The organism is Pueribacillus sp. YX66 (genome assembly GCF_041725775.1).
GTDB lineage: Bacteria > Bacillota > Bacilli > Bacillales > UBA6769 > Pueribacillus.
In genome coordinates, this window is the sequence record NZ_JBEUEL010000038.1 from 1 (window position 1) to 19051 (window position 19051).

General features: G+C 37.8%; 21 protein-coding genes, 2 pseudogenes and 1 other annotated feature. Of the genes and pseudogenes, 19 read left to right on the forward strand and 4 right to left on the reverse strand.

The window, feature by feature from the left end:
• Positions 1 to 359 precede the first annotated feature (359 nt).
• From ABU914_RS13365 to ABU914_RS13395, 7 genes are all read left to right on the forward strand, one after another.
• Positions 360 to 506 carry a hypothetical protein gene (locus tag ABU914_RS13365; RefSeq protein WP_379670211.1) on the forward strand — a complete coding sequence of 49 codons (147 nt, stop codon included), beginning with the start codon at positions 360 to 362 and terminating at the stop codon, positions 504 to 506.
• 9 nt (positions 507 to 515) lie between these two features.
• A complete protein-coding gene (locus tag ABU914_RS13370; RefSeq protein ID WP_379670212.1) occupies positions 516 to 761 on the forward strand; it encodes a hypothetical protein in 246 nt (81 codons plus the stop codon).
• A gap of 61 nt (positions 762 to 822) precedes the next feature.
• Positions 823 to 1047, forward strand: a binding site (T-box leader).
• Positions 1048 to 1112: 65 nt separating this feature from the next.
• Complete coding sequence (gene trpB, locus ABU914_RS13375; RefSeq protein WP_379670213.1) at positions 1113 to 2297, forward strand: tryptophan synthase subunit beta; 1185 nt, start codon at positions 1113 to 1115, stop codon at positions 2295 to 2297.
• Positions 2290 to 3066 carry a tryptophan synthase subunit alpha gene (gene trpA, locus ABU914_RS13380; protein WP_379670214.1) on the forward strand — a complete coding sequence of 259 codons (777 nt, stop codon included), beginning with the start codon at positions 2290 to 2292 and terminating at the stop codon, positions 3064 to 3066. The genes trpB and trpA overlap by 8 nt, the downstream gene beginning before the upstream one ends.
• 26 nt (positions 3067 to 3092) lie before the next feature.
• On the forward strand, positions 3093 to 4124 hold the full coding sequence (gene trpD, locus ABU914_RS13385) for an anthranilate phosphoribosyltransferase (RefSeq protein WP_379670215.1): 1032 nt from the start codon (positions 3093 to 3095) through the stop codon (positions 4122 to 4124).
• Between the two features lies 1 nt (position 4125).
• Positions 4126 to 4833 (forward strand): indole-3-glycerol-phosphate synthase, encoded by a 708-nt coding sequence (locus ABU914_RS13390; RefSeq protein ID WP_379670216.1) that lies wholly within the window; start codon positions 4126 to 4128, stop codon positions 4831 to 4833.
• Between the two features lie 7 nt (positions 4834 to 4840).
• On the forward strand, positions 4841 to 5515 hold the full coding sequence (locus ABU914_RS13395; RefSeq protein WP_379670217.1) for a phosphoribosylanthranilate isomerase: 675 nt from the start codon (positions 4841 to 4843) through the stop codon (positions 5513 to 5515).
• Positions 5516 to 6010: 495 nt separating this feature from the next.
• On the opposite strand, the pseudogene istB reads toward ABU914_RS13395, so the two are convergent.
• A pseudogene (gene istB / locus ABU914_RS13400) lies at positions 6011 to 6729 on the reverse strand (IS21-like element helper ATPase IstB).
• 145 nt (positions 6730 to 6874) lie between these two features.
• Here istB and ABU914_RS13405 point away from each other — a divergent pair.
• The 3 genes and pseudogenes from ABU914_RS13405 to ABU914_RS13415 form a co-directional block, all read left to right on the forward strand.
• Complete coding sequence (locus ABU914_RS13405; protein WP_379670218.1) at positions 6875 to 7018, forward strand: hypothetical protein; 144 nt, start codon at positions 6875 to 6877, stop codon at positions 7016 to 7018.
• 145 nt (positions 7019 to 7163) lie between these two features.
• Entirely contained in the window at positions 7164 to 7418 is a 255-nt protein-coding gene (locus tag ABU914_RS13410) for a hypothetical protein (protein ID WP_379670219.1), read from the forward strand.
• Positions 7415 to 7907, forward strand: a pseudogene (locus ABU914_RS13415) (Mu transposase domain-containing protein); the annotation flags it as partial. The gene ABU914_RS13410 and the pseudogene ABU914_RS13415, both read left to right, overlap by 4 nt.
• Positions 7908 to 8270: 363 nt before the next feature.
• Here ABU914_RS13415 and ABU914_RS13420 read toward each other — a convergent pair.
• The 3 genes from ABU914_RS13420 to ABU914_RS13430 form a co-directional block, all read right to left on the reverse strand.
• A complete protein-coding gene (locus ABU914_RS13420) occupies positions 8271 to 8708 on the reverse strand; it encodes a hypothetical protein (RefSeq protein ID WP_379670220.1) in 438 nt (145 codons plus the stop codon).
• 1712 nt (positions 8709 to 10420) lie between these two features.
• A complete protein-coding gene (locus tag ABU914_RS13425) occupies positions 10421 to 10648 on the reverse strand; it encodes an SDR family NAD(P)-dependent oxidoreductase (RefSeq protein WP_379670221.1) in 228 nt (75 codons plus the stop codon).
• Between the two features lie 167 nt (positions 10649 to 10815).
• Positions 10816 to 11400 carry a TetR/AcrR family transcriptional regulator gene (locus ABU914_RS13430; protein WP_379670234.1) on the reverse strand — a complete coding sequence of 195 codons (585 nt, stop codon included), beginning with the start codon at positions 11398 to 11400 and terminating at the stop codon, positions 10816 to 10818.
• A 293-nt stretch (positions 11401 to 11693) separates the two neighbouring features.
• Here ABU914_RS13430 and ABU914_RS13435 point away from each other — a divergent pair, with 293 nt between their 5' ends.
• The 9 genes from ABU914_RS13435 to ABU914_RS13475 all read left to right on the forward strand — a co-directional run bounded on the left by ABU914_RS13435 (position 11694) and on the right by ABU914_RS13475 (position 18957).
• Positions 11694 to 12008, forward strand: coding sequence for a TIGR04197 family type VII secretion effector (locus ABU914_RS13435; protein ID WP_379670222.1), 315 nt, complete (start codon positions 11694 to 11696; stop codon positions 12006 to 12008).
• A 2-nt stretch (positions 12009 to 12010) separates the two neighbouring features.
• Positions 12011 to 12184 carry a hypothetical protein gene (locus tag ABU914_RS13440; RefSeq protein ID WP_379670223.1) on the forward strand — a complete coding sequence of 58 codons (174 nt, stop codon included), beginning with the start codon at positions 12011 to 12013 and terminating at the stop codon, positions 12182 to 12184.
• A 12-nt stretch (positions 12185 to 12196) separates the two neighbouring features.
• Positions 12197 to 12385 carry a hypothetical protein gene (locus tag ABU914_RS13445; RefSeq protein ID WP_379670224.1) on the forward strand — a complete coding sequence of 63 codons (189 nt, stop codon included), beginning with the start codon at positions 12197 to 12199 and terminating at the stop codon, positions 12383 to 12385.
• A gap of 43 nt (positions 12386 to 12428) precedes the next feature.
• Positions 12429 to 12737 (forward strand): T7SS effector LXG polymorphic toxin, encoded by a 309-nt coding sequence (locus ABU914_RS13450; protein ID WP_379670225.1) that lies wholly within the window; start codon positions 12429 to 12431, stop codon positions 12735 to 12737.
• The gene (locus ABU914_RS13455; protein WP_379670226.1) at positions 12719 to 13843 is read left to right on the forward strand and encodes a hypothetical protein; all 1125 of its coding nucleotides are present in this window, start codon (positions 12719 to 12721) and stop codon (positions 13841 to 13843) included. The genes ABU914_RS13450 and ABU914_RS13455 overlap by 19 nt, the downstream gene beginning before the upstream one ends.
• A gap of 55 nt (positions 13844 to 13898) precedes the next feature.
• On the forward strand, positions 13899 to 14627 hold the full coding sequence (locus ABU914_RS13460) for a hypothetical protein (protein ID WP_379670227.1): 729 nt from the start codon (positions 13899 to 13901) through the stop codon (positions 14625 to 14627).
• Positions 14628 to 14680: 53 nt separating this feature from the next.
• Complete coding sequence (locus tag ABU914_RS13465) at positions 14681 to 14971, forward strand: DUF4176 domain-containing protein (RefSeq protein WP_379670235.1); 291 nt, start codon at positions 14681 to 14683, stop codon at positions 14969 to 14971.
• 1618 nt (positions 14972 to 16589) lie between these two features.
• Positions 16590 to 17810, forward strand: a complete 1221-nt coding sequence (locus ABU914_RS13470) for a CynX/NimT family MFS transporter (protein WP_379670228.1) — start codon at positions 16590 to 16592, stop codon at positions 17808 to 17810.
• A 736-nt stretch (positions 17811 to 18546) separates the two neighbouring features.
• Positions 18547 to 18957, forward strand: coding sequence for a carboxymuconolactone decarboxylase family protein (locus ABU914_RS13475; protein WP_379670229.1), 411 nt, complete (start codon positions 18547 to 18549; stop codon positions 18955 to 18957).
• Positions 18958 to 19051 lie beyond the last annotated feature (94 nt).

Here is a 19051-nt window from a genome sequence, read left to right on the forward strand (position 1 = left end):
CCGATTCAAATTCGGTTTACCTAGTGGTTTTATTGTACCAAAGGATGTGATAGAAAAAAAGGGAAACTTGAGTTATCCACAATTTAAAAAGTCAAAAACAGAAATTCGGTTCGTTTCGACTCAAAAAAGAGGAAGACCAACTGGTAAAAATTAACAACTATGGATAGGTGATTTTCCCATCATCAAAGAGTAAGAGATATAAATTTACTCTTCATGGCTACTGGTGAAACTGAAAAGTTGACAGCGAAGCCTATCGATGATGCGATCGGAGGAACGTTGTTTATCGATGAGCCTATCAATTGACTCAGTATGGCGCGAACGATCCTGGGCATAAAGCAATTGAAGTTCTATTAAAATAAATGGAAGATCGGCGTGGCGCATTTCTCGTGATTGCAGCAAGCTATGAAGCGAATATGGAGCAATTTTTAAATAGTAATGATAGTTTGCGACGTCGGTTTGCAAAGCGAATTGAGTTTAAAGATTATACACCAACCGAGTTAATCTAAATAAGCGAATTGTTTCTTATCGATAGAGGCTATCGTTTAAGTTCGGAAGCGTATGATAAGCTTATTCATTATTATAAACACGCATATGAAACGCGTGATCAGACATTCGGAAATGCTGATCTTGCTAGAAATATCGTGTTTGAAGCAAATCTCGATTATCGCATGGCAAGAACACCGAAAGAAGAACGAGATGATACAATGATGAAAACGATTTTGCCAATCGATTTAAACATTGATTCCTTTTCAAATTCGTAAAATGCAACGCTTTAAAAAAAGTAGACAACATACACAATCAATGCTAAAATATACGAAAATTAGTAAACTGTTGATCAAGAGTAGTAGGAACGTTTCTTTGTATGTAGAGAGCCGACGGCTGGTGTAAGTTCGGTTACAAGGACGTTTCCGAATGGACTTGTGAGGGAAGCCCGAAATCGAATGAGAGTAGGCGCTTACGGAACGATTCCGTTATCATGAGATGATGAGTGGGCATTTTTATGCCAATTTGGGTGGTACCGCAGAAGTGAAAGCTTTTGTCCCTAGTTGAGGGATGAAAGCTTTTTTTGATTTTGATAAACGTTTCAAGTGATGAACAGAGGGAGATAGGAAATGTCGAAAGGTAGATTTGGAGTCCATGGTGGACAGTATATTCCGGAGACGTTAATGAGTGCTATCATTGAGCTTGAAGAAGCGTATGAGCATTTTAAAAACGATTCAGAGTTCAAAGCTGAAATAACGGAGTTATTTAATCGTTATGCTGGTCGTCCATCGCTTCTTTATTTTGCAGAAAAAATGACGGAAGATTTAGGCGGTGCGAAAATTTATTTAAAACGCGAAGATTTGAATCATACCGGTTCGCATAAAATTAACAATGTCCTCGGTCAAACGCTGCTTGCGAAACGAATGGGGAAAACGCGTGTAATTGCGGAAACGGGGGCTGGTCAACACGGTGTCGCGACAGCAACGGCTGCAGCGTTACTTGGCTTAGAGTGTGAAATTTTTATGGGAAAAGAAGATACTGAAAGGCAAGCGCTGAACGTGTTTCGCATGGAGTTGCTCGGTGCAAAGGTCCATCCCGTGACGAGTGGGACACAGACGTTAAAAGATGCTGTTAATGAAACGATGCGTGAATGGACACAGCGCGTTCATGATACGCATTATGTGCTCGGTTCCGTCATGGGACCCCATCCTTTTCCGACGATCGTGCGTGATTTTCAAAGTGTTATTGGGAAAGAGCTGAAACAGCAAATGCTCGAACAAGAAGGAAAGCTTCCCGATGCCGTGCTGGCTTGCGTTGGAGGTGGAAGCAACGCGATTGGGGCGTTTTACAATTTTATTGAAGATGAAGACGTTCGTTTAATCGGTTGTGAAGCAGCGGGTCAAGGCGTCGATACCAATCGGACGGCTGCGACGATGGCGACAGGAACGCTCGGCATTTTTCACGGCATGAAGTCTTATTTTTGTCAAGATGAGTATGGACAGATCGCTCCTGTACATTCGATTTCAGCAGGTCTTGATTATCCAGGAGTCGGGCCAGAACATGCCTATTTAAAAGATATCGGGCGAGCGGAATACGTACCTGTTACGGATGATGAGGCGGTCGTGGCTTTTGAATATTTATCGCGTATTGAAGGAATTATTCCAGCGATTGAAAGTGCTCATGCGGTTGCTTACGCTCAAAAGCTAGCTCCAACGATGAGGCGTGACGAAACGATTGTCATTTGTCTGTCTGGTCGCGGAGATAAAGATGTTGCCGCGATTGCGCGATATAAAGGGGTGGACATCAATGAGTAATCTAAAGCAAGTGTTTGCGAAAGGAAAAGCGTTTATCCCATTTATTACCGCAGGTGATCCATCGTTAGACATTACGGAAAAGCTTGTCCATGAAATGACAGACGCAGGCGCAGATTTAATTGAACTTGGCATTCCATTTTCGGATCCGATTGCCGAAGGTCCCGTTATTCAAGAAGCCGATATTCGTGCGCTAAATGCAGGGACGACAACGGATCATATTTTTGAAATGGTTCGTCGCATTCGTACAACGAATCAAGTGCCGATTGCGTTTATGACGTATATTAATCCGATTTTTACGTATGGTGTAGAACGTTTTATGAAAAATTGCCAAGAAGCAGACGTCTGTGCAATTATCGTTCCTGATTTGCCATTCGAAGAGCGAGAAGAACTCCAGTCCGTCTGTCAAGCACACGATGTTACGTTAATTTCGATGATTGCACCGACGTCGAATGAGCGCATCCGTATGATCGCCAACGATGCGGAAGGGTTCATTTATTGCGTATCCTCAATGGGGGTCACGGGAGTGCGTAAGGAACTAGGCAATGATGTGCAACAGATGATTCAACTTGTGAAGGAGGTGAAAGACATCCCGTGTGCGATCGGGTTTGGAATTTCAACACCGAAGCAGGCGGCACGAATGGCAGGGATTTCCGACGGCGTGATCGTCGGTAGTGCGATTGTGAAAATGATTGCGGAATATGGAAAGGATTGCGTTCCGCATGTCGGTCGTTACGTGCGTGAAATGAAAAAAGCAATAGAAAGTAAATAATCGCTTACTAGAGGAGCTGAGTTGAGATGATAAAAGATATTTTGCAAAAGTTAACATTAAAGGAAAATTTAACAGAAAAAGAGATTTATGAGTTGATCGTTGCGATTAAAAACGATGAGCTGAGTGAAGTGCAAATTGCAGGTTTTCAAGTCGCATTGTTAATGAAAGGTCCAACGTTATCGGAGATTTCTGCGATTGCGAAAGCGATGCGAGATAATTGTATTCCAATCGAACCGAAGGTTGATGAGAAATTGATGGATACGTGTGGAACAGGCGGAGGTTTAAGTACATTTAACATATCCACGTCGGTTGCTTTTGTCGCTGCTGCAGCTGGAATTCCCGTTGCTAAACACGGAAGTCGTTCGATTGCTAGTTTATCAGGAAGTGCAGATGTGCTTGAAGAACTCGGTGTGAATATTCATATAAGCCCAGAAGCTATTGAAGAATTGATAGAGGATGTTGGAATTGCATTCCTTTATGCTCCGCTCTTTCACCCAGTGATGGGGAAAGTGTTGCCACCAGAAAAGGATTTAGGCATAAAAACGATTTTTTACACGATTATTGGACCGTTAATTAATCCATCACGGGCTTCAAGACATGTGTTAGGCGTGTATAAGCCTGATTTGTTAGATACGGTCGCTGAAGTTGCGATGGCGGTTGGTTACGAACGCGCCTTAATTGTTCATGGACTGGACGGACTCGATGAAATTTCACTTTTGGGTAGTACGAAAATTAATGAAATCAATCATGGTAAACTGTCGACTTATGAAATTACACCAGAAGAGTTTGGGTTATCTCGATGTACACTCGAAGAAATTGCGACAGGAACACCAAAAGAAAATGCGGATATGATTCGAAATGTCTTTTCTGGTCAAGATAAAGGACCGCGTCGTGAAGCGGTTGTCTTAAATGCTGCAGGTGCGTTAATGATCGGTGAAAAAGCTGGATCATTTTCTGAAGGAATTAAACTTGCAAATGAATTAATTGATAGTGGAGCAGCGGAAGACAAATTACACAAACTCATTTCCGCTTCAAATAAATTTAACGTGGTGATTTAACATGACACTTTCAACAACACGTTACACGTCAGCGCTTTGGGAACAGTATCGAAGTGGTCAGACGCCGGTTATTCCCGATATTAAATGTAAATCTCCTGCAGAAGGAGGTTTGCTTTTGGGTCGAAATCCAGTCGATATCGCAGAACAATTAGTCGAAGCTGGAGCCCGAACGCTTTCTGTCGTTACAGAACCAGAGCATTTTGATGGTTCACTTGAGCTTTTGCAACGTATTGTCGAACATACGAAAGTTCCGGTGTTACGCAAAGACTTTATTCAACAAAAGAGTGATTTAATTGAGACTGTTGATGCGGGAGCAAGTGCGATTTTACTCATTGTGTCGATGTTAAAAAAAGAACAGCTTTTTCAACTATATGAAGATGCATTGTCACTCGGACTTGAACCGTTAGTAGAAACACATAGCAAAACAGAATTACAAATCGCTCGTGAGTTAGAGTTAACATTTGTCGGCATTAATAATCGAAATATCGTCGAATTGGAACTTGACGATGGAACCGTAGCCAACACTGAAAATCTCATTTCTTACGCCCCGTCTGATGCGTTTATTTTAAGTGAAAGCTCGATCGCATCACCGCAAGATGTTCGTCGTGCAACTAAAGCAGGTGCTCACGGAGTTTTAGTTGGAACGGCAATTTTGCAAGCTGACGATCCAGCGGACATGTATCAAAAGTTAAGTGCAACGAGAGGGTAATTCATTCATGATACGAGTGAAAGTTTGTGGCTTAATGAACGAAAACGATCTTACTCATTGTGTACAGGCAGGTGTACACACGCTTGGTTTTGTCGTTGAATTTCCTGTTTCTGTGCCATGGAATTTAACGCGTAATCAAGCAAAAGAGTTGATTCAAGCTGTTCCCCCATTTGTTAACACGTGTATCGTTACGGGTGGAGCGGTTGAAAAAGTTGTTTCTCTCGCTAAAAAAACACGTCCGAACGTTGTTCAATTGCATTACGAAGAAACGTTAGAAGACGTGACAACGATCGCGCGTGAATTACGAGAAATCGGGATAAAAACGATTAAAGCGTTACGAATTGACAGTGAAGGAAAATGTAAGTTTGACATCGATGATCCAACCGAAGCAGCACAAGCTTTATCAAAATCGGGTGTGTCAGCGATTCTTGTTGACTCGTACACGGAATCGATGCCAGGTGGGACAGGTGTGATGGTCGATCTCACGACATTTCAAACGATTCAACAATCGTCAGCATTGCCTGTTATTCTTGCTGGTGGATTGAATCCAGACAACGTTCAATCGATCGTGCGTGACGTGAATCCGTTCGCTGTCGACGTTTTAACAGGTGTTGAAGCGAAGCACGGAGAGAAAGATGCAAGCAAGATTAAGGCGTTTATGTTGAATGTGAATAAAAACTGAGGTGTTTTGTGAAGGGGATGTTTAAAAGTCCCCTAGTATAAATCAGGTGGCTGAAAAACATTTGTTTTTCACCCCCTTATTTTTATTTTTTGGTTCGCTTCTGAAAATATCTAAACGGATCCTCGCCACTTTCAGAAGGTTGAGAGTTATCGCTATATTTTCGCATTCTACGTGAACCTATTTTATACTACGTAACCGTTCTTTTTAAATGTTTGGTATGCAAAGAATTCAATAAGTTAAACTATTTTTAATCCTTCGATAGATTACTTGAATTGGTTACACTTAGTTGGACACATTTGTTAAGGCCATATAGACTTGATTCAACTCAAATCGGAGGAGAATCGAGAATGACCAAAAGGAAAAGAAGAATTTTTTCAAAAGAATTTAAAGAACAAATTGTACAGCTGTATGCAACTGGCAAGCCATGAGCCGTATTTGGCAAGTAAAAAATGCATTAAACGGCAATCAAAAATGTACCACTTGCTAACGTTGATATTACCTTGAAATAATCGACTCTTTATAGCGGTGACTATCCCCTTTGAACATAATCAAATGCGAATGATGGATGAGTCGATCAATGACTTCCTCTGTTAGAATTGGGTCACCAAATACATGGTTCCACTGACCAAACTGCAGGTTAGTCGTCACAATAATATTTTTAGTTTCATAACACATGGAAATGACCTGAAAGAGTAATTCTACCCCCTGTTTATGTAACGGTATGTAGCCTAGTTCATTCAAAATTAATAGATCTAGCTTTTCAATTTGCTTAAAAAGTCGATTTAACGTGCTTTTTTATTCGCATCCAATAAACGATTCACTAACGAGGCCATAGTATAAAACTTAACGGACATGCCGTACTCTTGTATGGCATTCATTCCAATTAATGTGGCTAAATAGGTTTTACCGGTACCTACACCACCATAAAAGATAAGATTCTCTTGTTGAGCTGTAAACGTTCCATTTAATAAATAGTCTTTATCTAATCCTTGCGTAAGGATGATATCCGTCCAGTCGAACGGGTTGCCACTTACTTTCGGAAGCGTTGCTTGTTTAAGCAGAAGATTGATCCCTCGTTCCTCTCGTTGGTGAATTTCTTTTTCAAAAAGCTACAGAAGATAATCTTCATTCGATGCTGCCTGAACCTCGTGATAATGTTCCCTAATCCAACTTAACTTTAAGCGTTTGGCATACTCTTGGATCTGCGGATTCAATTCAGACTAGCTCCTTTCATAAGCTGATCGTAATGCGCAAGATGGCATACTAAGTAAAGGGTTGTGTATGTCTTGTCGAATTCCACGACCATTTACGAACTGATAGAATACTTGTTTAATTGAATCGACGGAAGGATGGTCATGTTTGGATGCGATGATTAATGCTTCTGTAATTTTGTTAAAATTATCATCTTTCAATACCGTAGCTAGTAGCTTCAAAGCTTCTTGTTTTTCAGGAACCGTACAAGCCTCAAAATACGATTCTGATTCTGTAGGGAGTTGGCTGTAAAAACTTGTATATTTAAGTGTCAAAAGACGTTTGGCCATTAAGTTCGAGTAGGGTTGCCATTTCGTTGACCTTCGATTTTGACCGTATAACCGTGAATGGCTCACGACGAGTTGATATTCTTCCGTCAGGATGTCGATTTTATTATATGAAGTTCTTACCAAAAAAATTGCTGACATCTCTCATAACATTCTGGGGTGAATATTATGCTATAAAATTAGATGTAAACATAGAAGTGGAAGTAAAAGAGCTTACAGACTTACCAAAATTAAAATTATTTATGGAGAGTCTGCAAATGAAGATAAATAAAAGTCAATTAGCGAGAGATCTTAACGTTGATCGCCGTACGGTTGAAAAATATTTAAATGGTTATCAACCGGTTACTACAAGAAAAAGAAAATGAAATTATTAGATGAAATCCATGCTTATCAAGGGAAGTTTAATTACGAAGAATTGCATAGTTTTGTGCAGCAATTATGTAATCGTATCAATCACCAGTATCATCAGGGGACAGGTAAAATCCCAATCTTACACATACAAAAAGAAAGAAACCTCCCCGTTACCAAACAGACAAATAAGAGATTTCTACAAAATTAATCATATACTTGTGAAAGTCAACACCGCAAATATGTTTTCTTTCAAATCTAACATGTATTCTGTACCACCAGGATACATAGGAAAAACCGTAGGTTTACAAGTATATGACAACAAAATTTATGTCTGTTATAACACGGATTTAATTGCGGAACATCCAATCAGTGATCAGAAGATGAATTATAAAAAAGAGCATTATCTAGAAAGCTTAGAAAAACATTTGCCTTATAAAGATGATATTGAAGAGTTGGCATTGAAAAATTTATCCGCCATTCACGAGGTATATAGAAATGAATAGTAGTTATGCGAAACTGATTCGAAATCTTGAATATTGACGTAGGTCCACAAGATATTTGAAAGTTCACTTTCTGTAAGGTGAAATTGTAAGAATGACTTTCTTTAACCGTAAGCAAAGTACGGGAAATTAAAATTCCTCAACTATCTAGAAAAACCAGATAGTTGAGGATGGCAAAAAATTTAATCGTGCATTTTTTCATAAATACCTCGTATGACAAAATGAACTTCTTATTTAAAAAATTCGAACAAAAAACACCCGGTTTAAACTGGTTGGTTTATAAAGAGTATTTCATCTTCGGATTGATTACTGAAACAGTGATTGGGAAACAATGGTTCATCTTAGAACAACATTTAGAGAAAAATGTTATTTTAGCAAACTTTTTTGGACTTCAGCTGGCACCTTAAAGCTAAAATTTAAGAATGTCGTTTTAAATTCAATGTACGGTTCATTGCTATATACGATAATCGAACCAGATTCGTAAAGCTCTTTATCCTCTATCGACTCACCAAATTTAGCTGTTTCCCTATCATACAGCTTGTAGATTGTTCCTTCTATCGAACCAGCAGGAATACTCTTGACTTCCCATGTCTCAAAATTAAGGTTGTCAACGAATTGTTCAATAGCCTGATTATCAGTAATTGTTTCTAAAGGTTCACTTTCACCAGGTAAAAATACTTCAATTTTTTCAGAACTGTAAGTATAGTCATTGATATCGACTTGTTCAGTTTTTTCTGTACCACAAGCTGCTAAAAATGCTATTATATTGATTACGAGTACAGAGAGTATGAATTGTTTCTTCATTATTCACCCTCCAAAATTTAATTCCATCAGATAGAGGTTAGGACCCCAAAAAAATTGTTTTATATACGAATAATATGTTAAGTTATATGCTATATTTGTATATTTTAGTGCTATATTATCAAAGGAATTAAAAAATATCAAATATTTTCTAAATTTATATTAATAACCATCTTTAGGCTCAAAAGCTCTATTCTTCGCTTTTGCGTCACTGTATTGACTTATGTGAAGCGTGGGATGGGTCTCATGGGTGTGAAGTCTTTTGGAGTGAAATCTATCTTGCTCGTTGTGATCTAAGGTAAATTCAAATCAGGATGTTGAAAGATTCGCAATAAGCAATGGTAAAAAAATTGTGGTGGATTAATGTAATTTTATTTACAATTGCTAAAATTGATTATGCATTTTAGACTGTATTTTCTTTTAGTGTGAGCTAAAAGATTAGAAGATTTGAAGTAACTCAAGGAGGTTACTAGTAATAAGAAATAAGATTTGGGTTATAAAGATAATCGATACTACTGTTTCGCCAATAGATGGTGGAATGGGCATTGGTGCGACTATTTATTCATTATTGTTAGAAGGTTTATCAATCTGAGTTCAACTCTAATAAGCAAAAAGACCACTTCCCTGTCAAAACTCTCCCAACATAATATACAGTTGAGAACCAGCTATTATGTATGCTGCCCTTCCTTTATAAATTCAAGTGTCTTTCAATGGGGAACTTTTCTCAAGTAGAGAGACTTTTAGGGTTGGAGTATACGGATTTTGGCGGGTTAAATAAAGGATTTAATGGATAAAAAGTCGATACCGATAAAGGCAACGATGTCATTTTAAAAAAGCAAAACAGATGAACATCCAAACTATGAAACTTTCTTAATTCATTCAAATGATGGAGAATGGTTAAATGCTGGTTTTAAGATGTTCACATTTGGTCAACTCATATTTTTAATTTGACTAAATCCAATGTGCCTACTTATCTTGCGCCGTGTTATTTTTGTATCGTGTGTATACGTTAATCATCAGAAACCGCTCGATTTTCAGTAACCTCTTTGCAATGTGTCCATAGCTTCTCGCTGATGTTTGTATTTTCTTCGTAAGCTGGGTAAATATTGGAACTGAGCATTTGTTTCATTTGTTTGCTGAAACCAGGATGTTTTTTCGGTGATGGTTGCATGATTTCGAGTTTATCGTTGAATAGTTTACCTGTCGTATGTTTGAATTCATCCGCAGTGCATATCTTGAAATACTTCTCTGCTATATAGGAGGCAGGAGGGAAAAGCAGATTTTGTACCCAGGCGACTATTCTGTACGTGACTTGAATTTTTTAAGTGTTTCCTTGGACACTTTCGCCCCATTAATTTGCAAGGCATTGACGTTGATGTCTTCTTGTTCAAATTCTTCGACCATCTTAAACGTTAATAAAGTGAGTGCCATCTTCATTCAGCATACATGTTATAGACGCTAAATCCCTTTTTACTATTTTTGTGCTCACTTCGTTTAGGATCAAAGAAATGTTTAATGATGTTGCTCCCCGCATGCAGGATTCTAGGATTATCGGATTGTCTCAATGAATTAATCCTCATTTTCCATTTATAAATTTTGTCGATCCTTTCAAAGTCAATATGATCAGCTTGACATTCTGATTCATAACGCAGGTTATTTTAATCACGGTGCACCTTATCGTGAAAGTGCCGACCGTATAGAACTCACATTTGCTACTAATGTGTTTGGTCCGTTTCTACATCAAGTTCCATCAGCTCTACCTGTTCATTGTTGGATGCTTTTATGATGTGTTGTTGCACATTCTTACTGATCTCCAAATTGCGACAAGCCATAACCACCTTATAGCCCTCTTTAGCAAACTTTAACGTAGTTTCCTTCCCAATTCCTGAATTCGCCCCAGTAATGATCGCTGTTTTGTGTTTTATTTCACTTTTCCCTCTCAATGATAACTTTTTTAACCGATTTTTAATTTGTGTTCATGTGATTCTTATCCAAGCAAGAAGTAGGATGATAACAGGAGTACTAAAAAATCGTAGCCAAGCGGTAGTATTTACATCTACTTTCGTGTTCGGATTGACTTTGACAGCTTCCTTTCGTTTTTCTAATTAAATCACTGGTTATTTTTTTCTTTCTTACGCAGGTGAGTGGCTATGACGATATCTTCGGCCGTATTGTCTGAAAGTTGAATCATTTTATTGAGGTCAAATGTCTCGGGGAGCAATCTATTGGCTACCATGACGGTAAGACCTGTTTGAAAAATTCTCATCTTTAATAGGATTGTCATCAATTTTTCTTCTGTAAAACCTTCAAGTTCTGGAGTTTGCCTCATAAGATTGAGAAAGTCAGCTCTCATCTCTTGGTCATAATTCTTCAAATATTCGTTTGGTTTTAAGATAAAGTCTCGTATTAATACAGGATATTCCACAGCCATTTTAAGGATGGCAGTACCTATATCTGTAAAAGGATTTCCTGTCTGTTGCTCCTGAATCATCTGCTTGCTCCATTCGACGATTTTTTTTAATGACTGCACGTTTGAGCTCTGCACATCTTTGAAGTTCACGTAGATCGGTGCACTGGAACTGCCTAAATGATTCGCAACTTTTCGAATTGTTATCTTGTCAATGCCTTCTTCTTTGGCAATTTGGAAAGCAGAATCGATAATTTGTTCTTTCGTAAATTTCGGCTTTGGTGGCATGCTCAATCAGTCCTTCTATATAATATGGTCGTTATATAACAAGTGTTATATAAAGTTGATTATGCAGCAAGACTGAAATTGTAAAGTCACTTTTGCTCCAGTTTTATGGGGAAGGAGGAGGGATTCTTTTTTTAAAATTGGTCTTTAAAAAAGTGAAGTGGGGAGCCTGCATTAGTTAATTGATACTAATACTTAGTTACTTTTTCGATCCGAATGTATATGCTTTAACGATCTATACAACCTTTATCTCTATTGATTATATGTTCATTTTATACAAAAATGGAAAGAGGAAGATGGATCAAAATGGGATTGAAAAGGAGATTGGAATGAATATACTTTGGAGTAAGGAAGCGGTTGCGCAAAAAATAGCTACAGAGTTAGATAATTCATTACAATTGCTTAGTGTTTATGAAGTTAATTTGGCACACAAGACAACTGTGGCCGGGAATGCTCGTGCAAAAGAAACGATCAATGGTGAGAAAAAAGTTATCCGTTCTTTTGTTTCTGCTATGCAGAAAGATATTGAACGTATCCGGAGTGTCGCTGCTGAATTTGAAAAAATGGACGATAGCTTACAACGGAACTTTATCAATAGAACGGGGAAATAAAGATGGAACAGAAAATGGATACAAAACTAATTGGAATCAACGAAAAGTTAAACAAATTAAGAGAAAATATGTATGCTATTGCAAGTGAAAAGAAAAAACTTTTGCAAACAGAGGATGAACTTCATCTACTTTTTCGTAAAAGTGATCGACTGTTTCAAGATTTGAACTACAGCTAGAAGCATGGTGAGATGAGTAACTATGTTCAAGATGTCGACATTGAATTAAAGAATCACGAACGAAAAATGACACAAGCACTCAAAGATGAGATTCATTCTTTGAATCAAAAGGCAAAACTTTTTAAAGAAAAAGAGTCTGAATTACAACATGAAATAAGACTACTTTCGCTGTCGATGGATGACGATGATTTGAAAACATGATGTTTTTAAAGCATTAATTTAATGCTTTGATAGGAGGCAATTCATGAGCATTAATATGTTTTTACCGGAAGTTCAACAGCAAACGGAATCAGTGGAGAAACTTTGTCAGTCGTATATTTCTGGTATGGAAGAAGTTAAAAAAAGTATTGCGGCATTTTCAATGGAGTTTCGCTTAAAAGGAAAAACATATGATTCGGCCAAAACTTATTTTGCAAAAACGTATCTCCCATTAGCAGAAGGGATCATTTTGCTAAGTGAAGCTGTTATTCGGGCGCATCAACAGTTACCTGAGCGTTACATCACCGAAGTTGACAGAGCCTGCAATCAGATGTATTGGAAGATCAAATTTTAAGATTCGAATCCTCCATTCAATCATTGGAAACCATCCAAAAGGCTGTTCCACTTACGGTATTATCAACAGCAGGTGCGATTGCGTCCCTGCGATTTTTACAATCAAGAGTTAAAGACAAACTTAATCGATTAATAACTTTTCATGGAAATTCAGCACAAATCTTTTCGGAGGTTGATCAGCTTTTAGCAGATGTCGAAGCGGGATTGGTTGAAGTGAGCAGTGGAAGAGCATGGAGCGAAGCGCACGGTAGTTTTAATACAGACAAACTCGATTTGTCATGGGCTGAAAATATAAAGGCAAAGAAGTTTGAATCTGACCTTAAAAAAGAAGTGGAACCTATTTTGAATAAGTTAGATTCCGAGTCAAAAAAAGCTTTAAACAAAGAATATGAGAAGTTCAAAAATGGAGAAATGAGTCCGGAAGAGTTTGCTGCAATTTTAGCCGGATACAAACAGAAAAGCATTAGTTGGGAAGGTGAAAAGGGCGGCTATGAAGTTGAAGAAATTTGGCTGATCAACCTCGAAATCAATCGTCTTAAAATTGAACAGGAGTATGCTGAAAAACAAGGAGATCAGAAAGCAAAAGAAAAGGCCTTGAAACAAGAGGAAGCATTGCGGGCAAAATATTCTCATTTAAATGATTATTTAATTGATATCAATGATAAACCACACGATCTTCCAAGCGAATATCTCCAACTTGAAGACGGAAGCATACTCGAATATCGCGTAGATAACGAAGGCTATTTACATTATAAAGTAGAGCCAGGTTATGAATACTATGAAGAAACACATAAGCAGACAAAAGCACAGCGCTATCATGGCATAGTAGGCAAAGGCGTGGCTGTTGCGCTTGCTACACGTGGGGCTGGATTATTAACAGATGTGACGATATCTACTGCAGGGGCCGGGGCGATCGGTGGTGTCACTAGTTTAGGTTCAGAACTGTTAGAAGAGGCTAGACTTCCAGGAGTTTACATTCCGAAAGTTGATGAAGTTAAGACGATGATTTACAGAACAAACATAGAGACAGGTCAAATAGAGATTCTTATTATAGATTCTCAAGGACGCGAAATAGTGAGTCATAGTGAGTGGAAAAAGTATAACTAATCATTAATATTAAAATCTTTATATAAACTAACCAAATCTAAGGAGGGGCAAATTTTTGAAACATGAAAAGAATTCTGTTATTTACTTAGGTACAATAATTGGCTTAATCGTTTTTATAATCATCATGTTTGCAATCAATGCAAGTTTCACTCAATTCCTTTATACCGCTTTAGGAATGGGAGTTTTTATAAGTATCATCATTATAGCGGATAAGATACTACCAAAAGTATGGTTGCTCGGTATTCTATTAGGAATAGGTGTTGGAGTGTTTCACTTGTTTAGTCAATCCTGGACAATGACTATCATTCTCGTAATTATGGCGTTGCTCTTTCTTTATTTGAATTTAAACAATGAGAGAAAAAGGTGGGGATCGATTGTCCTAGTCGGAATGGTGACAGTCGCTAGTTTAAGCATCTTATTTATGGTTGATCATCATAAGCTACCGACAGTTGATGAAAAAATATTTCAATCTACAATGAATGAAATGAATCGTCATCCTGAAATTATGAATGCGGTGATTGGCATAGAGGACGATACGATTTACTGTTCATTACATGTTAACGACACGTTGACTAGAACTGAAAAAGAACAACTAGGTGAAATGTGTGCAAAAACGTTAGCAACTACTGTTAGTCAAGATACGAACATAAAAGGGCCTAGCGATGATGACTTAGGTGAATTATATGATTATTATGTTTTGGAAATTATGATAGGAACTGATAACGAAAATGATGAAATTATATTTGCCCGTAAACATACGAATAATAAAGGTTTTACATGGTGAAAATTCATAAAATTTCATTTGCACAAAATAAAGCACGGATTTGAAAAGGGTGAATTGAAATCAAAAAGTATTTGCCAAATGGATCGATTGTGTTATTAAAAGAAGGAACGAAGCGTTTAATGATTTATGGACGCAAACAACGATTAGTAGAGGGGATAGATTCAGAGGGTAAACAAATAAGCGACGTCATGTTTGACTATATCGGTGTACCTTATCCTGAGGGCTACATGAATCAAGAATACACGTACGTTTTTAATCATTCGGATATCGATGCAGTAATATTTACAGGATATACGGATGATGAAGAAGACGCACTGCAAAAAGGATTGCATGAAAATAAATGATAATTTACATGTAAATGATTAGTGGGAACTTTATGATTTTTATGATGTACCTATCGGTGTAAGTTTTCATTGTTGGCAAAGGTTAGTAGCTATTCTAAAATTACATGGTAAATTATATTGGGCTTAATGTAATGAAGGCGTAAAAAGCCTCTAAAGGCGGAGAGAAACGTTGAACGTTGGGGGCTTGACTCTTGTTAAAGAGAAACAGTGACAGTGAAATGGTCCAAGAAGGGATTTGCGGAATATAAACTTGACCTCTGTTACAACACAACTGTCCTTGTGAATTTCTTTATGCTTCAAATTAAACATTCATATTTTCAGTGCTTAATCTAAAAGATAATACTATAACAATAAACCTATAATTGCGATAATTGTTCCAAAACCTTTGCTGATTTTTCACTTTCTGATATTATACTTAATTTTAAAAAACAATCTAAAATACTAGGTGCTTTCCTAGAAAAAACTATAAATTAAAACGAATCTAATCATCCATACTAAATAATCGAATCGGTATTTCGGTATAGTATAGGTTGCTCTACCACAATTTGTCTTTCTCATACTCCGAATGTTCGCTTAACATACCCGATTTCGTCACAATCAGGATGATTTCTTCAGTCGAATTCTAACTCATCATTAAACCTACCGTTATGCCAAGACCTGTTTCTCAGAAGAATAAGAATACTACCATAATGAGAAGCCAAGACATTTTCCGAATCTTATTGGGGCGTACGAATGGAATGAAGTAAAAGATGCCCCAAATGACAAGTGAAGCTCCAATAGCAAACCAAGTCTCAAACCCTACTCTTCCTTCGCTCATTCCTGCTCCGAATAAAACTAATGCGTTAAATGTTTATAACAAAAGCAAAATAATAGTATTGTAGATGTGAAACGCTTCTTATTCAATGATATTTAACCCACTATTTTTAACGTTCTGACCATATTTTACAACAACAAACGTTTGCTCATCATTTTATAAAGACGTTTTAGCTCCTCAATAAAAGGGGCATGGGATGAATGTTCAAAGGTAAGTTTTTTTGTATGGTTTGTTCTATCGATTCATAACAACGTTTCGCTTAGGTGTGAGTCGTCATGCAGCAATCACTGGTAGTTTAACGAATTGTGGTCATGTTATGCTCTAATGACTGATACTAAATTTGGACAGAGTTTTAATGACTTAAAACCACTACCGAACTTTATTTTTTCTAATTACAGCATAGAAATGATTTTCTATTGCACGCTTATCATTCTATTTAATTGTGTTGTCGCATTTAAGGGTCAAGACTCAACATGAATATAAGCGCGGAGACGGTCACAGATTCAAGAAGAGTGCTTCAAGAACGTCCTAATGAATACCGCTTTCTAACTTTATTGTGGTATTGATCTGTTCTGAGCAACCGAAATGGTTTTGATAAGAAATGGTCATTTATCTATCGTTACTCCTTTGATCCAATATGATTGTGTTGCCGTTCTTATATCATGAACAGCCCTCTAACAACGGTTTTGTTGATAGAGGGTTGATTAGTGTATGTTATTGCTTAAAAAGTGTATAATCTCTTCGTATAACTAGCCCAATGCAGGATTCGCATCTTGGAGTGTTTCAGGACGTGGAGGGGAAATCGTGAACGGTCAAAATAAATCAGAATCAAATGTCCAACGATCGGTAGCTTGGGTCCTTATTATAGGAATTATCTTCGTTGCTATGAATTTACGGGCTCCGTTAACTTCGGTAGGATCTTTAATTGGATTCATTCGGGACGATCTTCAAATTTCGAATACATTGGCAGGGATGATTACGACGTTACCATTGTTAGCTTTTGCATTTTTCTCTCCGATTGTGCCTAAGTTAGCACGTCGATTTGGTATTGAAGTCGTCATTTTTGTGTCTATCGTATTTCTTATGCTCGGAATAGCTCTCCGTTCTTTGTCGGGAATCGTTACTTTATATATTGGAACAGTTATTCTTGGATTGGCTATTGCTGTTGCGAATGTGTTATTGCCTAGCCTGATTAAACGAGAGTTCCCTACTCGAATGGGTTTGATGACAGGCATGTATTCCATTTCTATGAACTTGTTAGGAGCCATCGCTTCTGGAATTAGTGTTCCTATTGCAATTGGACTTGGATTTGGATGGCAGGGTGCACTCGGAATTTGGGGTATACTTAGTTTTGTTTCGATTTTATTTTGGTTACCGCAAATGAAACGCCGTAAGAGGGAAGTCGTTTTCGCTCAAAAGCAAACGACGGTCAGTACTCCTGTGACGTTATGGCGCTCAGGCCTCGCGTGGCAAGTCACTTTATTCATGGGATTACAGTCGTTAGTGTTTTATGTGCTTATCACCTGGCTCCCGGAAATTTTAAAACATCAAGGATTAGGTGTAGATGAATCGGGTTGGTTGCTATCCTTGATGCAGTTAGCGTTGCTTCCGTTTACTTTTATCGTTCCGATCCTTGCAGGACAAATGTCGAGCCAGCGTTCGTTAGTGACTGTTACGACGATATTATATTTAATTGGAATTTTTGGATTGCTTTATGGAAGTGTGAATTTCATTGTTTTCTGGATTATCCTTTTAGGGATTGGAGTCGGGTCTGCTTTTAGTTTAGCGATGATGTTTTTCGGGTTGCGGACGGAGAATGCCCAACAAGCAGCTGAGCTTTCTGGGATGGCTCAATCCATAGGATATTTGCTTGCAGCGATCGGTCCAACTCTTTTCGGGTATTTGTATGATATAACGAATAGCTGGACGATTCCCCTTCTCACGTTAGTTGGCGTATCGATCCTAATCTTTCTATTTGGTTTAGGTGCAGCAGGAAATCGATATGTACAGGTAAACAAATCGTGAGTCTCATACTTAAATTGTAAAGACGGTCGCTGTGGTAAAATAATGGGTGTGCTAAGATGGTTCCACATTTGATAGGCATGAAGAGAAGCCGGTATTAGTGAGATTAAACGAGAGATAAGTGACGATAGAAGAAGCGTATAGAAGACAGCAGTGTTTCAAAACTATCTTTTCTAATATGTCACCTTGAATGCATGATTAAGCCTCCATACAATATAGTGTACGTGGATAGTAGTGGATAAATATCTAACTGTTGTTTGAAAAGTATTTGCGAATTAAGACTGATTTTTGTTGAATAAGCACTTATCCTAACGGTTATCTTTATTTTGCTCAGCTTCGATGGAGCACATGTTGTTGTATGGAAAGACGAGTGAGTCTAACCCGATTTGCTCTATAAATCTTTTACTAGTGATTGGATTGATATGGTTTGGCAAAACGGTGGTTACGCTAAACGAGAGTAATGTAGATAAAGGAGTTTTCTGTCAATCTTTAGCAAGATTATGAAATTATTGCATGCATTTTACTTCTTGATATAAAGATTATATACTAGCATTGGTAGGAAGAAGATGGGATTTGGTTTGTTAAGGATTGCGCTTATTAGTATAAAGATCATAACTTTTGGAACAAGAGGGTTAGCTCAGTCAATTTCCTGTCGATAGATGGGATGAACCGAGAAGCCCCCACTTCAAGCGACCCGTAAGGGTGGTAAGTGGTGTTTAATTTTAAGGAGGATTTTAAAATGGCAAAAGATCGTTATCAGCGTGGGATTGAAGTTGTGAAGGAGTTTACTGTACCGGAGCCTAATAATCCTACGGGCCATATGGATATTGGTGAGGGATTTAATGATATTGCGCCAGATTTAGAGAAATATGTAGTTGAGTTTGCGTTTGGTGATATTTATGCCCGACCGGGAATTGATAAAAAACAAAAGGTGATTACTACGATTTCCGCTCTCGTTGCTCAAGGAGTGCCGCAAATTGAAATGCATGTGAAAACAGGATTAGCGGTTGGATTAAAACCAGAAGAAATTGTTGGTTGCATTATCCATCTTATTCCGTATACAGGATTTCCGCGTGTGTTGAATGCTTTAAAATCGGCGCAACGAGTCTTTGACGAACGTGGCATTAAAGTCGAAACACCTGAAGTTTAATGAATTAGAAAAGCATACAAGATAAACCGAGGTCAATCACTCGATCTGTGTGTCGGTGATAACTCCTATGATAAAATGGCTCTGAATCAGCAGT

Bases quoted from the DNA above. Each gene is read 5' to 3' on its own strand.
- trpA (WP_379670214.1), top strand. From the start codon at position 2,290: ATGAGTAATCTAAAGCAAGTGTTTGCGAAAGGAAAAGCGTTTATCCCA.
- ABU914_RS13390 (WP_379670216.1), top strand. From the start codon at position 4,126: ATGACACTTTCAACAACACGTTACACGTCAGCGCTTTGGGAACAGTAT.
- ABU914_RS13420 (WP_379670220.1), bottom strand. From the start codon at position 8,708: ATGAAGAAACAATTCATACTCTCTGTACTCGTAATCAATATAATAGCA.
- ABU914_RS13450 (WP_379670225.1), top strand. From the start codon at position 12,429: ATGAGCATTAATATGTTTTTACCGGAAGTTCAACAGCAAACGGAATCA.
- ABU914_RS13445 (WP_379670224.1), top strand. From the start codon at position 12,197: ATGAGTAACTATGTTCAAGATGTCGACATTGAATTAAAGAATCACGAA.
- ABU914_RS13435 (WP_379670222.1), top strand. From the start codon at position 11,694: ATGGATCAAAATGGGATTGAAAAGGAGATTGGAATGAATATACTTTGG.
- ABU914_RS13410 (WP_379670219.1), top strand. From the start codon at position 7,164: ATGAAGTTCTTACCAAAAAAATTGCTGACATCTCTCATAACATTCTGG.
- ABU914_RS13475 (WP_379670229.1), top strand. From the start codon at position 18,547: ATGGCAAAAGATCGTTATCAGCGTGGGATTGAAGTTGTGAAGGAGTTT.
- ABU914_RS13365 (WP_379670211.1), top strand. From the start codon at position 360: ATGGAAGATCGGCGTGGCGCATTTCTCGTGATTGCAGCAAGCTATGAA.
- ABU914_RS13430 (WP_379670234.1), bottom strand. From the start codon at position 11,400: ATGCCACCAAAGCCGAAATTTACGAAAGAACAAATTATCGATTCTGCT.
- ABU914_RS13440 (WP_379670223.1), top strand. From the start codon at position 12,011: ATGGAACAGAAAATGGATACAAAACTAATTGGAATCAACGAAAAGTTA.
- ABU914_RS13395 (WP_379670217.1), top strand. From the start codon at position 4,841: ATGATACGAGTGAAAGTTTGTGGCTTAATGAACGAAAACGATCTTACT.
- trpB (WP_379670213.1), top strand. From the start codon at position 1,113: ATGTCGAAAGGTAGATTTGGAGTCCATGGTGGACAGTATATTCCGGAG.
- trpD (WP_379670215.1), top strand. From the start codon at position 3,093: ATGATAAAAGATATTTTGCAAAAGTTAACATTAAAGGAAAATTTAACA.